Source organism: Luteolibacter arcticus (assembly GCF_025950235.1).
Classification (GTDB): domain Bacteria; phylum Verrucomicrobiota; class Verrucomicrobiia; order Verrucomicrobiales; family Akkermansiaceae; genus Haloferula; species Haloferula arctica.
The window spans coordinates 163313-179195 of the sequence record NZ_JAPDDT010000011.1 but is presented as its reverse complement, the minus strand read 5'-3'; the positions used below and the strand labels follow the sequence as shown (position 1 = coordinate 179195).

Annotated in this window: 4 protein-coding genes; all 4 read right to left on the bottom strand. The window is 64.8% G+C overall.

Annotation, left to right across the window (positions count from 1 at the left end; genetic code table 11):
* Positions 1-227: 227 nt before the first annotated feature.
* Positions 228-920 carry a hypothetical protein gene (locus OKA05_RS21010; protein ID WP_264489159.1) on the bottom strand — a complete coding sequence of 231 codons (693 nt, stop codon included), beginning with the start codon at positions 918-920 and terminating at the stop codon, positions 228-230.
* Entirely contained in the window at positions 917-4501 is a 3585-nt protein-coding gene (locus tag OKA05_RS21005; RefSeq protein WP_264489158.1) for a hypothetical protein, read from the bottom strand. The genes OKA05_RS21010 and OKA05_RS21005 overlap by 4 nt, the downstream gene beginning before the upstream one ends.
* Positions 4502-4590: 89 nt before the next feature.
* Positions 4591-9378: a CotH kinase family protein gene (locus tag OKA05_RS21000; RefSeq protein ID WP_264489157.1), complete on the bottom strand. Its 4788-nt coding sequence runs from the start codon at positions 9376-9378 to the stop codon at positions 4591-4593.
* A gap of 105 nt (positions 9379-9483) precedes the next feature.
* Positions 9484-15819: a beta strand repeat-containing protein gene (locus tag OKA05_RS20995; RefSeq protein WP_264489156.1), complete on the bottom strand. Its 6336-nt coding sequence runs from the start codon at positions 15817-15819 to the stop codon at positions 9484-9486.
* Positions 15820-15883 lie beyond the last annotated feature (64 nt).

Genomic DNA, 15883 nt, shown 5'->3' with positions numbered 1-15883 from the left:
CTAGAGCAGCCTGCAAAGTTTCGTAGCTGCTGATTCGCGACGAACGGCTCCAGCTCTTCGGGCACCCCGGAAGTTTGAGGTGAACCGCGAATCACGCGAAAAAGCGCGAAATCTAATGGCAGGAGAAGACCCTTCTTCTAACAAATTTCGCGCATTTTGGCGTTCTTTCGCGATTCAATTCTTCGCCCGATCCCGGCTTGAACGGCTACATTCCAAAGCAAAGGACTCTACGGCGTCGCAGCCGGCTTCTCCACGAAATCGGAGATGCCGCGGAAGTCGGGCAGGCCGGTCTTGGGATCACGGACGATGAGCACCAGATTGCGCACGCCTTCCTGGATGATCAGCCGGCTCGAGTAAAAGGGAGTCGTGCTCCACTTGCCATCCTTCCCCTGATGATAGCCGGCCATGGTGCGGTTGCCCCCGGTCTCCTTCGGATGATAGGTCGCGGATTTCCCCTGCGGCACCTGCAGCTTTTCACCGCCGATCACGAAGCCGACATTCGAGCCGCTATAGTTGACGAAGGCGTGATCGCCAGACCCGAAGCCCCCCTCGGGGACCGGCACCGGATCGACCTTGTAGGACGGCGTCGCCGCCTTGGCATCCGGCAGGAAGATCAGGATGAAGTCCTTGCCGGTCGCGGGCAGGTCCACTTTCCCGAGTGGTGCGGGAGTCGCACCGGGTGTCTGAAAAACCAGCGAGCGCGTGCCCACGGTCACGGCGGGTGAAAGCTGCTCGGTCGGCAAGGCCAGCGGCTTGTCATTCAGCAGCTTGCCATCGGCACCGGCGACCATCACCTCCAGTGCATCGCCCACGCGGCTGAAGGCAAGCAGGCGGATCGACGCGCTGTCCTGCGCGTGCAAGGCACCGCACGAGACGACCGCAGCGGCGACTAACAGACGGAGCAAAGGGATGGCTTTCATGAAACGGCTTTCACTTCTTGTGGATTGAGCCAGCGGAACGAAACGACGTCGAAGCGGCGACCGAAGCGGGCATTGAGAGGCTTGAGCGCGGCCGGCGCGACCGAGGCTGCATCCGCCGGATCGACGTAGGCGGAGCCGCGCTGGACCACGGCCTCGCACCATACGCGGATGAGCACATTGCCTTTGTCATCCTTCGCCTCACCCATCGCGCGGATGGTGAAGGTATCGGAGCGGGGGGTGATCGAGGTGCCGAGCGAGGAGAGCAGGTCGGCCTGCGTGACGTAGCCCGCGATGCCTTGCTTGCGCGGGCCCTCGGCAGCGGCGGCGAAGCTGTAGCGCGGCTTGCCCTTGGAGGTCGATTCCGAGCCGGTGATCTCGGTGTCGCGCAGCGGCTCATTGATGGTGACATCCGGATCGTCGAGCGCCGCCTGCAAGGGACCGCACAGTGCCAGATCGGCCTCGCGGACCAGCCGGCGATTGACGAATTCACCGAGCGAAAGGAACGGACCGCGGGTCTTGACCTGTTTGACGATGGCGGTGGCGAGTTCGCGAATCTGGCCGGCCGTCACCTCGCGGGCACCATTCCAGTAGCGATCCTCCTGCTCCTTGCCACTGCCGCGCTCGGCCGGCGGCGCATTGGCCAGCGAGTGGCGGGAGATGAGGAACTTGTCCTTCTCCGGCGCGAGCACCGACACCGATTCCGTGCCGGTCCGCGACTCCATCATCAGCACCGGCCGCGACAGCAGATTGGAAAGGAAGTGCGCCCACGCCTCTTCCGAGACCGAGTTGACGTTGAAGCCGCCTTCGATGCGCAGGTATTCCGCGATCTTCTCATGGGCGTCGCGCAATGGATTGCCACTGCCGTCGAAGAGCGAGCTCACGAGTTCATCCAGATCTCCCTGGAAGCGCGGCTGGACGGCATCATTCGGCAAGGAGGTGGTGCCTTCCAGGAAATCCTTGGCCACCTCCCGCGACTTGCGCTTGTCGCCATCCTGCGTGAGCACCAGGCCATCCTGCGCGGCGACTGAGGAACAGAACCAACTGTCCCACAGCACCGCATTCGCGACATAGGAGCGATCCACCCGCAGATGGTTGAATTCACCATAGCTGAATGCGGTGCGCCAGCCGGCCTGCGTCAGCTTGTCGGATGGAATCCCCGGACTCGCGTAGGAGTTTCCGATCGCATGGTTCTGCGCGAACTGGGTCATCCGCCCCAGATAAAACGCGTAGTCTCCCTTGTACCAGACGGTGTTGAAGGTCTTCACCGCCGGATCGTAGGTCGGCCGGTAGTCGAACATCGGCAGGTGCTGGAGCTCGGCGAGCGACACCATCGGCGACAGCGGGATTTCCTGGTCCACCACGTTGAGTTGTCCGCGTGGCGAATAGCTTGCCCCGAAATAGACGCGGTCATCCCGGTCCGGCGGCAGTTGGAAGGTCTTGGTGACATCGAGCCACGAGCCCAGTGACTTGAAGCGGAATGAATACGCGCTCTCGAACCACGGCGTCACCGGATCGCTGCTGCCGATGGAACTGCTGGTGGATCCCTGGGCCGGATTTCCCGCCACCGTGAAGGATCCCGGCTTGTTAGGAAACAGGTCTTCGTCAGCCGCCTTGCGGTAAAACTCGAACAACAGCAGCGGCGTCGGCCGGTTCTCCAACTGGCTGAAGGTGCGGCTGGGAACCTCCGTCTCGGGAATGAGGCTGATCTGGGGCGTCGAGCTCTCCATCCGGAAGTTCACCGTGGTGGACGTCCCGAATTTCTGCAGCGTGTCCTGGGTGTCTCCACCCGGGCCATTGTTTCCCCACCAGTCGGTATGGGCGCCATCGACGCCGAGGGAAATCAGGCCGTCGTTTCCGACTGGCGAGACGGCCACCCGGAGCACGTCGCTCGGTGCACCGGTCAGCTCCTGCCCGGGGATGCTCGCGAAGCTGTCCGCCTTTCCCAGCAGGTTCTTGAGAACGCCGCCGAAATTCGAGTCCCCCAGGTCGAACTTCTTCGTCTGCGCCCACATGTAATACTCATACGGGGCCTTGGGCTTGTAACGATGCTCGTCCGGGTGGGACTCCCAACGCACCGGCTGGGGATAGAGCACCTTGGTCGCCCCGGCAGGAATCACCAGGTTCGTGAACTTCTCAGCTCCGCCCATTTCCGGACCGAAGGCAAGCCGCGTCGCCGTGTTGGTTTTGGTGAGGTCCAGCTTGAAGGCGTTGGGAGCACCCTTGTTGATGTCAAACGTAAGCGGGCAGATGCCGGACGCACAGTACTCGGGCACTTCGAGATCGACGTTGTAAGGATTCCACAGCACCGCCATCGGATAGAGGAAAAGGCGCATGGCATACGGCTTGTTGGGATCCGTAGGTGCCGTCAGCTTTTCGGTCGCGTAGCTCACCACGTAGGAAAGCTTCAGCAGCACCGGCTGGATGCGGAAGCGGTCGTCGCTCATCGTGGGATTCCACTCCTTCTCGGGTGCCGCGCCGGTTTGCTTGAAGGTGCGGATCTTCGGACGCTTGGTCACCGCATCGAGCGTCACCATGCTGCCCGCGCGCCCGAGGCTCTCGTAGTTGCGGAGCTGGTCCCACGAGCAGACGCGGTAGTCCATCGAGGCATTGCGCATCTTGCCGAGGGTCCCCGCGGCGGCGCGATTGGCGGGCGATTGGGCAGCCAGCCAATCGAGGTAAACATTCATGCACTTGCGCAAGCCGCCATTGGTCACATCGACCGGGACGATCTCGCTGCGGGTGGTCAGATCGTGGATCAACTTTTCAGAAACCACGTCTTCGGGATCGGCCGGCGGCACCGCGACATCCGCGGTTGCCAGGTCGACGAGCCGGCCATCCAGGCCATTGTCGCGATCGGGCAGGCGCGGATCGAGTGCGGCATGGCCATCGCCATTAGCGCGCCGGCTGCCTACCAGGCTCTCGTACTTGGAGGAAGAGTCCGGTTCCTCGCCGGCACGCAGCACGGCCTTGGTGCCATTGTCGGACGTCCACCACGCGAAGCCCGCGCGCTCGCTGGAAATCACCGGCACCGCCACATCACGCGACGAGTCGGCACCGCCACCTACCGCGGTGCGGCTTTCATCTCCCGATGGCGCACCGGTCTTCGCGAAGTCCATCGTGCGAAGGTCCGAGGGATCGCCCGACACCAGCCAACTGCGGAAGCTCTGCTCCTTGTCATACGACGGCCGGTCGAGGGTCCACTTGGCGAAGGGAGATTCGGCCGCATTCCAGACGCCGGTGAAGTGAGGTTGGCTCACTCCCTCCGCCTCGGGCGAATCGGGACTGCTATCGAGAATGCCGGCCGGAGCGCTGATCCGGCGGTCCGAACCCAACTCCATCTGGAGCTGGTTGATCGCCAGCATCAGCGAGACCCGGGCATTGGAGCGAGCCTGGGCCAGCGCCATGTCATGGTTCGAAGTTCGCAGCGAGACGGTGCCGAGTTGTAGCAAGCCAATGGCCAGCACCATGATGAGCATCATCAAGGACATCACCACCACGAGGGCAAAGCCACGGTGGCGGGCGGTCGCGAAACGCAGGCCATGGAATCGGAAGCGTGAGCTTGAGCGGTTTCCTAGCGTCATGACAACATATTGGCATTCCTTCCTCCGAGCGGCCTCCTCTCTATTGCACTACGATGCATACTCAGTTTCCGAACGCCCGATGGAGCGCTTCACGGCCGCGCGATGGCGACCACGCGGAAAAACACAGGCACCCCCCCCACCACCGCAGTGGTGAAAGTGTGCAAACCGCTCGCCGGAGCCACGAATTCCCCCTGCGCCGGCACCCATTCGATCAAATCGATGGATCGCTCGACCCGGTAACGGTGACCCGCGGCGACCGGGAAGCGGACGGTGAAATCACCGCTTGGATTGATGGCCGGAGCGGTCATCCGGAAAACGCTGCCGGCATCGGCAGGGTCGGTGCCCGCAAGCCATTCGTCGCTGTCGGTTTGACCGTCGCCATCGGTGTCGGAGGGGGGGGCTCCCGGGTCGGGTAGCTTGGCAGTCCAGCCGGCAGCATCGTCCGGCGGGCCGCCGAGATAGTGGAGAGACAGGCCACCGCCATCGGCCTCCGTCGGCCACGGCGGCTCATCCGTGTAGGTGAATTCGAGGATGGTGGCACCGGCAGCGTTCACCAGCACCAGCCGTTCGCCGGAGTTCGCCAGGTGGTCGCCGTCGTCGAAAGCTCCTGCCACCCGCGCCGAGGCCGCCGCGCCGTAGCGGAACAGGAATGCCTCCGGCCGGCTCACCAGCAGCACCGATTCGCCAGGATCCAATTCGGCCAGCGCGGGATCAAGTGTGAGCGGAAAGGTAAAGTCGATCCCTTCGGTGAATCGCGCATTCCACAGGTTGATCCGGCCTCCGCCCACGTTGCGGAGTTCGATGAACTCGAAGTCCTCGGGATCGGCGAACCCGGCCGCGATTTCTTCCACCGTCGGATCAGCCGGATGGTACATCAGCTCGCTGACTGTTAGATTCGCCGCCGCTGCGGGTCGCGCATCGATGACGTAGCCGGCCACCAGCGGCGCACTCCATGGCCGATGCTTCGGCGTGGCAGACGATGGCTGATGCAAGCGGGCGGTGACGACGGCGGATGAGACCAGCGTGAGTGGGCCGCTCCATTCCACCGCACCGGGAGCCAGGGTGCCGTCTTCCTTCAGCGGATCGCTGCGATCGAGCGTGTAATAAATCTTCGCCGCGCCGGTGAGATCGGGTGAGCCAAGCTGGAGCACGCTGCCCGCGGCCACCACACCGGGAGCGACCGAGGGCACCGGCTTGCGCAGCACCCACGAGTCCATGAAGGCGAGCCGCTGGGTGAGCCAGCTCTTGTGGAGATTGATCTCGCTGTTAGACGCGCTGCCGAAGATCACGCTCGCGGCATTGGAGCCGTTCGTGGTGATGCCGCGGGTGCTGCGCGACCAGCGGGCGTAGTTGCGGGCCACCGGGGTATTGGCCGAGGCGATCCCGCTGTTGTCCGGGGCGGTGAGTTCGGCGGAAGCGGCATCCATCAACGCGTGGACCGTCGCGAGGTCGAGCGCACCTTCCCTGCGCCAGCGGTCGTAGCGGTCCACCCACTCCTGCAGGTAGCCGGGATCCTGGTGGAGGTAGTGGAACCAGCCCTCGGCGGTGCGGCCATCCACCGAGAAGTAGTCGGTGTAGTTCGCCGAAACGGGCATGTCGCTGTTCCAGGTGGCCGGGTTGTCGCCCGCGCTCCCGGCGTCCGCGGGGAATTGCGACAGGTCATTGTCCCACAGCGCCGACATCTTGAGCTTCTTCCCCCGGTCCTTTTCGAAATAGGTGCTGATCCGGATGCCGTCGAGGTTCTTGGCGAAGGCCATCATCATGTGATGATCGATGAAGGAATCGCGCCCGATGTAGTCGGTGTAGTGGAGCCCCGTCACCGGATGGTGGAAACCGGGTGCGGCGATCGCGGCGTCGCATTTCAAAACGTAGTCGGAAATGTAAGCCTTCTGCGCCGCGGTGATGTCGGTCACCGAGGGCGTCTTGTAGATGAACGCGCCGCCACCGGTGTAGGGCCAGTGGGGAATGCCGTCGCGATTGCCGGTCAGCAGCTCGGGGTGGGTCTGCTCGAAGTTCCCGTACTTGTCGTGGGCGATGATGTAGCCGCCGGTGAGTGCGTCGCCGCTGTTGTCCGCCGCGGTCATCTTCGCGATGTCCACGCGGTCGCCGTCCACCTTGATCTTCTCGCGCAGGACGTAGATCCCGTGGTAGTCCGCGGCATCGAGCGAACTGCCGGCCGTGGTGTTGAAAAAGACCTCGACGTAGCGCGTGCGCGGCGCCCAGCGACCCATCCTACGATAAAGATCGTACATCAGCACATTGCGCAGGAAGTCGGGGTCGGTCTGGTAGGCGGCGTAGAGCGTCCAATCCGACTCGGCCGGCATGCCGAGCACTTCCAGCGCCCGGTCTCGATCCGCCTCGTCCCAGAACTCGACCGCGTAGCTCTTCTTCGGGAAGCTGGCCGACCACTGGCCGCGCAGCTTGATCGTGCCACGCGTGGTCAGCGCGGGAGCCCCGGCAAGCCGCGCCTTGCCATCGGCGAGAGCCCGGTCGATCAGCGTGAAGCGCGCCGTCACCGGGGTCTTGTCCCCCGGCGGTGCGGCCGAGGCATCGATCACCAGCACCGGCAGGCTTCCGGCGAAGCTGCCGGGCGTGATGCCATACTGCGCGGTGGATCCCAGCCGCGTGTAAGTGGCCGCGGCGAGCGGCCCGCCGATGCCATTGGCAAAGGCCCGCGCACGCAACGTGAGGCTCGCGGTGACCGAAAGGGACAAGCCGTTGTAAGTGCTGCCATTCGTCATCGTCGGCTCGCTGCCGTCGGTGGTGTAGCGGACCGTGTGCTGGGCGGCATGGCCGCTGATCGTGACGAGCTTGTTGCCGCTGACGATGCCCGGCGGCACGGAGAAAACCAGCAGCGCGGGCGGCACCGTGGTGGCGAGGCCATTGGCCGCTCCGGGCGTCGGCGTCATGAAGCCGGTCACGTCATTCGATCCCCTGCCGTAGGTGAGTCCGTCGTATTGCTCCGGAAAGGACGTTCCGAACGACGTGGCAAACGTTCCCGCCGGTCTCGCCAAGCCGAGGAACTCGCCGCCTTTCGACAGGGAAAAATTGGTGTGCAGCTCGCTGGCCGGACCGTAGCCGGGTCGCTTGGCCGCATCCTTCCCGGAGGCGAAGACCACCAGCCGCTGGCCGTGAGCGAGCAGCCGCGACGGGAAGGTCCATTGCTTCGGCTGGCCGGACTTGTCGGTGAGTCCCCAGCCGGCGAGATCGACGGTCGCTCCGGTGCCGTTGTAGATTTCGATCCAGTCCGAGCTATCGCCATCCTCATCGTCCAGCGCCCCGTCATTCGCGGCGCAGAATTCCCGGATCACCGGCGTGGTGGTGGTCTCCGCCGCCACAGTGGTTTCGGCGATCGACGCGATCACCGCGACATTGCCATTGGCCGATGCCGGCATCGTTACGATGTCCACCGTACTTCCCGCGGCGAGCGACAGCCCGTAGGCCGCGGCATTCGCCACCGGCGCGCTGCCGGAGGACGTGGTCGTGCCGCCAGTGGTCCCGGCGAATCCGCTGAGCGTGGCACTCGCCACCGTGCTGCCATTCACCACGACCCACGCGGAGGCCGCGCAACCGCTGACCGTGTGACTGCGCCACGAGGCTGTTAGATTGTAGGCGCCGGCCTTCGCGACCGTGAATCGCGAGACGATGGGAAAGCCATGGCCACTGCGCCACGCATGGTAAAGGCGACCGGCTTCCCAGTCCGCGGTCGAACTCCCCCACCCCGCGCCCCACGCTGCGGCCGGTGCCGTGCCAGCGAACGCAGGCTCTTCGCCGCCATCGCTCCAGCGGGTGCAAGGGATGCCCGCAGCCGCCGCAGCCGCCACCTCGAAGGGCGATAACTCCTCCGCCTGCGGCGTGGCCTTGCTGCCGTGTTGCCAGCCATTGGCCGGATTCGCGGTGGCCGAGAAACCACCCGGCAAGGTGCCAGTGGACCCCGCGTAGAAAACGATGTCCGACAAGCCCGGATTGACCCCGGCACAGGCGGTGACGCGATAGCGGACGTAGCGGGCGGAGATCGCCGCAAAGCTATCCCACACCGTGAACTGCGAGTTTCCCGAATAGCTGCGGGTCGCCACCGTCGTCGAGAAATCCGCCGCATTGCTGAAGACCAACTCGAAGGCCTGGACCCGCTGCTCGGCCTCGAGGTTGTCGAAAAAGTCGAAGCCGGTGACAGGCTGGATTTGCCCGAGGTCGAAGTCGATCTCGGTGCCGGTCCCTTGCCCGTTGCTGGCATAAGCCACGCCGGGTGTCATCGCGACTCCGGGCAGCGTGCGGCCTGCCACACCATTGGCGGCGTTCGACAATGCGAGGGTGGCATTCAATGCGGGCGACCCGGCCACCGCCGCCACGCCAGCGATGGGAGCAGCCCCCTCCGGCGCGCGCAGGAAGCGCATCTCCATCCCGCCGGTGTTGCCATTGGTGCCGGAGACGGTGGTCAGCACCTGCCAGCGCACCTTGCGCGCGCTCACCTTCGGGAAGCGGTTGACGAAGCCTTGGCCGCGCTCGCCGGTATTGGCCGCGGTGAAGCTCACCACGGTATCGGCGGCGGCATTGAAGCCGGACACGCCATCGGTATCGAAGATCAGGCAACTATTTGATACCTTGCTGCTCGCGGTGTTCGACTCGCGGGTCACGTTGACAAAGCCATCGATCGCCACCGCGCTGCCGAAGTCGAAATCCACGAACGTGTTCGTGCCGCCGGCATTCGTCTTGTACTCCCCGCCTAGTACTTCCGCGGCGCTATCGAACAAGTTGTCCGCCGTGAAATTGGCATCCGCTCCCGGCGTGGCAGCGGTGATGGATGGAGTCGGCAACACTTCCGACAGCGCGGTTAGCGGCAACAAGCCGCAGAGCACGGCCAGCAAGGAATGGGACATGGCTATTGAAGGAGAAAAGGGAGGCTCACCCGTCGGTGAGCCTCCCTCTGTTGCTTTCTCATGGCCTGGGCGGGACCTCGACGAACCACCCGGCCGGAGAGTCGATCAGGGTGCCACCTTCAGCCGCGTGAACAGCTTCGGGTTGCCTCCCTTGGGAATCGTGACCGTGACCGTGTCGGGATTGCTGCCGTTCTCCGCCACCACGATGGTGCAGTTCCCCGGATCCACCGCGGTGGTCCAGGTGCCGGCAAGATCGGTATCGAACTCGACGGTCGGATTGAACGACTCCGCATCATCGCGGCGCGTGTAGGTGAAGACCACGTTCGCACCACTCGACGTGAGCGTCGGCAGATTGGTGGAGGTCCCATTGACGGGGCTGCTGTTGAGGACGAACTCGATGACATTGGCGAGGCCATCCTTGTCCGGATCCGCGGTCTGGGTCTTGTCGGCGGGATTGGTCAGGCCGGGGAAGCCATTGATCCAACCGTCGAACGCATTGCCACTGACCAGCTTCACCAGTCCGGGCGTGGAGGTATCCACGCTGTAGCCCGAGGGAATGCCCGTGATCACCGGCAAGGGGCCGACCAGCGAGCCATAGCTCAGGATCGTGTAGCTGGATTCGGTGGGAGTCCCCAGCGTGCTGACAGTGATGGACGCTGCCGGATCGATGGTGAGCGCACCGGTGACACTGAGGCGGTCGCCTGCGGCTCCGTCGAGCTGGCAGGGGTAGCTGCCGGCGAGGGTGACGGTGTTCGCGGCCAAGGTGCCGGCCGATGCATCACCGGGAGCAATCGTGCCCCCAGCCTCAATCGTCGTGACACCGCTCACGCTGCCCGCGCCGGCCAAGGTGGCGCCGGTCTTCACCGCGATGGTGGCGGTGGTGCCGGTGCCCGTGCCGGTGGCATTGTTCACCAGCAGCTTGCCGCCGTTCACCGTGACCGCACTCGAAGCGAACGCGGTGGTGTCGGTAAGCGCCAGCGTGCCAGCGTTGATGGTGGTGGCATTGGTGTAGGTGACGCCGGTGCCGCTGAAGGACTGGCTGCCGGTGCCGTTCTTGGTCAACACCCCGCCCAGCGTGCCGAGCGATCCGCTGAAGAGTCGGTCGCCGTGGTTGTCGGCATTCGACGCATCGATGGTCAACGTCACGTTGCCCGGATTGGTCATGGCTCCCGCGCCGGCCAGGCCGTCGATGGTTTCCACGAAGCCTGCCTGATTCCAGCGCCACTGGCCGCTCTCGATGATGAGCATCGAAGCATCGGGAATCATGAAGTTGCTTCCCACACTACCGCTCTGGGCAGCGATGAAGCCCTTCACGCGGACGTTGCCGAGGAAGTCGTTCACGACTCCCGTTCCCATGGTGAAGTAATTCTGCGTCGTGCCAGTGTTGCTGAGGACCAGCGTGTCATTGCCGGAGCCGCCGCCGTTGCCGGTCAGCTTCGTGTTCCAGGTGAGCTGCGACCAGTTGATACCCGAGGCATTGCTCTGCGCGATCGTCAGCGGGCTGCCGAGAGTGGCACCGGCAACCGTGTGGCCGAAGGTGCCGACGTTCTGCGGCAACGCGAGCGTGGCACCGGTGACACCCGCCGGGACGGTCAGCGCGCCGATGGTCGTGCCACCCCCAAAGCCGAGAGCGACCGTCGGGTCCACGGAACCCGTGGCTCCCAAGGTAATGGCGGGGCCATTCGGGAAGGCACCGCTCGCACCGAAGTTCAGGGTGCCAGCCACCACGGTCAGCGGACCGCTGATGGAATTGTCAGCCGTCAGATTCAGCCTGCCCGCACCTTCCTTGCGCAGGCCATTGCTGCTGGTGATGCCGGCGCTGATGGTTGCGGCCTGGTTGACCACGTCGACCACCGGGGCATTGGCCCCGTTGTTCAGCGTGAGGGAACCGCCGGTGCCCGCTGCCACACCCCACTCATGCGCGTTGCCTTGGTCCCCGAAGATCAGCTTGCCAACCGTGCGCAGGCCATCCAGCGAAACCGTGTTGGTGCCGGTGGTGGTGAGAGTGCTGAAGTTCGCGACCGCACCAGTGCCTTGGGCAATCACCCCGCCTTGCCAGTTGACCGCGTCCTGCCAGGAGCCGTCGAAGTCGGTGATCCAGACCGGCAGATCGAGCGTGTTGTAGGTCGCGCTAGCCACCGGGCTATCCCCCAGGCCGGTCTTCTTCGCGAAGGCCTTGATCGTGACCGAGGAGTTGGTCGGGATCGCGAGTCCGGTGATCGGACTCGGGCCGCTCGGCGACGAGGTGGTCGGCGTCGAGCCGTTCATCGTGTAGTAGATGGTGGCACCGCTCGCCGAACTGATCGAAACCGATTGGGCGCCGATGTAGCCACCCGCCGGCGGATTGAAGACCGGCGTCGGCGTTGAACTCACCACTTGGATCGAGCCATCGACCGTTAGATTGGACAGATCCCAGCTCAATCCCGCACCGAGGCTGGGCAGGCTGACGGTGGTGAAACCGCCGCCGTAGCTGGTGGCACCCGGGAAGAGGGAAACCACATTGCCGCTCTGGAATGCCTGGCCGGTGGCCGTGAGCGTCAGCGTGCCGCCATAGGTGATGGCATCCATGTTGATCAGTTGGTCGCTGGTAATGCTTCCGCCGGTGCGATCCACGTTCATGGCGCAGGTGGAGCCGGCCGCAAAGCTGATGGCCCCGTCGCCGAACATGGTGTCGATGGTCGATGCCGTGCCGGGCGTGAGCGTCGAGCCGCTGGCGAAGGTCACGCCGACGAGCAAGCCATTGCCCTTCACCGTGGTGCCGGTGCCGACGGTCGTGGTGCCGAGCGTGCCAAGGGATTGCACGTCGATGACCTGCGAGGCGAAGGATCCAGTGAAGGAAAGCGTGCCATCCTCGATGGTGGTGGTGCCGGTGTAGCTCTGGGTGCCGGAGAGGGTGGCCGCTCCGCTTCCGGATTTAAGCAGATTTCCCGAGCCGCTGATGGGAACGGCGATGGACCAGGTGCCGCCGGTGCGCTTGAGCTCCAGCGTCGCGCCGGTGGCCAGCGTGGCACCGCTCGACACGAAGGTCGTGGTGGCATTCGAGGGGTCTTCCAGGACCAGCTTGCCACCGCTGACGGTGGTGGTGCCGGTGTAGCTGAAGTTGCCGACCAGCGTCTGCGTGCCGGGCCCGGCTTTCTCAAAGCTGAGCGCGCCGTTGCCCGTGCCGCCGTTCTCGTTGCGCAGCGCTCCGGTGTAGCTGTGGTTGGCACCGACCGGCGTGTTGACGATCAGCTTGCCGGCCGGGATGTTGTTGTCGTTGCTGCCGTCGTAGCCGGCGTTCTCGATGATCGAGGGACTGGTGACCGACGAGATCAATCCGGCCACGGTTTCAGTCTTACCATTCAGGCGGAATTCATAGACGTCCTGCCCGGCGGGCTGATCCCAGCGGAGAACTGCGGTGTCGGCAATCTGCTCGTTCTGGCTGAGCGACAGGTCGTGATAAGGCCAACTGGTCTGCTTGAAGACGACGTCGCCGCCGATCGCGTTGCCGCCGGTGGTATTGAGGAAGATCCGCCGGCCGTAGATGTGGGTCTCGCCGGTGAAGCTGTTAGTGCCGGTGAGCGTCAGGCCGGTGGTGGCGCTGGCACCGGTGCCTTCCAGGCGCAGGATGCCGGATGAGCCGGTGATCGGGCCGGAGTAGGTCACATTCCCGGCATCGTACTTGAGGTTCAGGGTGCCGGAGTCGATCTGCAGCGGCGTGGCGATGGTGCCACTGGTGTAGTTGAGCGCGAGGGTGCCCGCTCCCGCCACGGTGAGACCGCCGTTGCCCGCCAGCGGGCGATTGACCGTCATGGTGGTGTCCACTGCAGGCAGGAAACGTCCGCCGCCGGTGCCGAGGGTGATGCCGCGGTTGGCATCGTCCAAAGCAAGGTTGGCAGTGCCGCCGAGCGCGCCGCCATTCACCAGCGTGAGTTGATCGGCCACCAGGGAGACCGGATTGCCGCCAAGGGCGCTCTCGCTGTTGATGAGCAGCGTGCCCGCATCGACGATGGTCTTCCCGAGGAAGGTGTTGGCGGTGTTGAGAACCACCGTGCCGGTGCCCGAGAGGTTCAAGCCGGTGGCTCCGGCGATGGTGCCCGCGCCGCCGATGGTGTAAGTGCCGCTGGTGTGGGTGAAGGTGATCGCATTCGGGCTCACCACCGTGCCGCCAGGGATCGTGATGTCGTAGGTGCCCGCGGTTTGCGGGAAGGTCACGCTATCGAGATTGAAGAAGGCGCTGGTGCCACCGTTGTCCCAATTGGATCCTGAGAGATCCCACATGCCATCCCCGCCGGCCCAGGTGATGCCCGGCCCGGCGACGTGGTTGATCGTGACGATGCCGGGGACCGAGGTATTGATCACCGGTGCCGTGCGGGTGCCGCTGCTGCTCGCACTGAAGGCACCGGTGCCGAGAAGCGAGCCGGTGTAGGTGAGCACGACGGACGAGCCCGGGGCGAGCGACGAGGGCTGGAGTGCCGCGGTTCCATTCAAGGTCACACTGCCGGTGACCGCGAGAGCGCCGCTGGTGGCGAGATTGACGGCAAGGCCGGCACCGGTGGTCGAGCCGAGCGTCAGGCCGCCGGTCACGGCACCTTCGCCAGTGAGGGTCGTATTGTCCCGAATCAGGAATCCTCCGGTGGCGGTCCCATTGAGGGTGCCGCCCGTATTCACCGTGATGGCGGGAGAGGTGTAGGTGCTGCCAGCGGCCGGGGCGAAGGTGCCCCCGCTATTGACCACCAGTGGAGCGGTGATGCTGCCGGTCGCGCCAAGTGCGAGCGTGCCGGCATTGACCGTGAGCGTGCCGGTGTGGGTGTTGGCCCCGTTCAAGGTGAGGGTGCCCGCGCCGGATTTTGTCAGGGCAAGGATGCCGTCGCCATTGGCGATCACTCCGGAGTAGGAGCCGGTGCCGGTGCTGTTGCCGCTGCCCACGGTCAGCAGGGAGGTGGTGGTCGCGGCGCTATTGAGCACGGTGCCGCCAGCGCCCGAGAGCGCATCGATGGTCTCGGAGCGGCCATTCATGTCAAAGGTGCCCGCGGTGACGATGAGATCGGCATCCTGAAAGAACTGGTCGCCGCCGGTGCCCGCGAGTTGCAGGGTCCCGCCCTTCACCGTGGCGGATCCGCCCACGGCACGCATCGTGGCGGAGTCCTTTGCGAACACCAGCGTGCCAGCTTCAACGATGGCGGAGGAACTGGAGTTATCGACAGTTCCCGACAGCGTCTGGGTGCCGGTGCCGATCTTGCGCAGGGTGATGCCGCTGACCGAGCCGCTGAAATTTCCGGAGCCATTGCCACCGCCCACGGTGAGGTGACCGTTGTTGGCAACGTCGAGATAGGCACCGCCACCGGCATTGATCGTGCCGGAACCGCCGAGACCGTTGATCGTCTCAATGCCGTGGGTGATGCTCCATGTCGTCCCGGCGTTCATGGTAACGCTCGAGGTGTCGGGAACGACCAGGTTCTGGTTGGCGAGGGTGTTGGCAACATAGGACCGGTTCTGCATTTGCCAGCGGGCCGCCGAGATGCGGACGTTGCCGGTGAAGTTGCTGGCGGCACCGCCATTGGTGATGGAAGTGCGGAGGGTCGTGGTGCCCGCCGTGCTCGTGCCGGTGAGGATAAGCGAATCTTCGCCCGCTCCCGCGCCGGTTCCCGTGATCGTGCCGAAGATCAGGTCGGATGCCCGGTTGGTCGCCGTGGTTTCACCCACGCTCAGGGTCACCGCCTTGTTGAGGGTCAGCGTGGGAATGGTCGGCGCCGCATTGGAGTTCGCGGCGTTGAGCGTGCCGAGGATCGTCGTGCCGCCGCCGAAGTTGGCCACGGTGATGTTGCCGACCGTGGTATTGGCGGTGATGCCTTGGAAGGAGAGCGAGACCGGTTCGGTGGCGCTGTTCGAATCCCCCAGTGCGATGTTGCCGGTTCCGAAGGCGGAGTTTGCGCCCGTGCCCATCTGGACCTTGCCCTGGCTTACCGTGAATCCATTGGCCCAGGAGGCATTGCTCCCGCCAAGCACCGCGGTGCCGGCACCGCTCTTCACCAGACCCGCTCCCGACAGCGCGCCCGCCGCGGTGAGTGTCCGGCCGCTTGCGATGTTCCAATTCTGGGCCGCGCCGAGCGCGATCGCGTTGGTAAGCGCGAGGTTCTGCGTCGCCGTGCTCATGTCGATGCCGGCGGCACCCAGCGTGAGCGTATTGCCGGCGTTGATCGCGACCGCACCGCCTGGATTGGCGACACGGATGCCGCTCCAGGAAAGATCGCCACCCAGCAAGGTGGTGTTGGCCGCGAGGACCGTGTTGTTCCATACCGCCACGTCGCCGCTTCCAGGAACGGCGAGTCCTGTCCAGCTCGCGCCGTCGTTCAGCGCGGTGGTATTGTCGAGCTTGATGATGTCATTCGCATGGCTGACGGCCGCGAGGCCGAAGCTGGTGGCGAGCAAGGTCGCTCGCGACACGGACACGGTGGGCATGGGAGTGATTCGTGGTTTCACGGTGTGGCTTTTTTTGGTGGGGACTTGACTCGAAAGAAGGGAG

Coding starts and splice junctions, on each gene's coding strand:
- OKA05_RS20995 (WP_264489156.1), bottom strand. CDS start 15,819: ATGCCCACCGTGTCCGTGTCGCGAGCGACCTTGCTCGCCACCAGCTTC.
- OKA05_RS21010 (WP_264489159.1), bottom strand. CDS start 920: ATGAAAGCCATCCCTTTGCTCCGTCTGTTAGTCGCCGCTGCGGTCGTC.
- OKA05_RS21000 (WP_264489157.1), bottom strand. CDS start 9,378: ATGTCCCATTCCTTGCTGGCCGTGCTCTGCGGCTTGTTGCCGCTAACC.
- OKA05_RS21005 (WP_264489158.1), bottom strand. CDS start 4,501: ATGACGCTAGGAAACCGCTCAAGCTCACGCTTCCGATTCCATGGCCTG.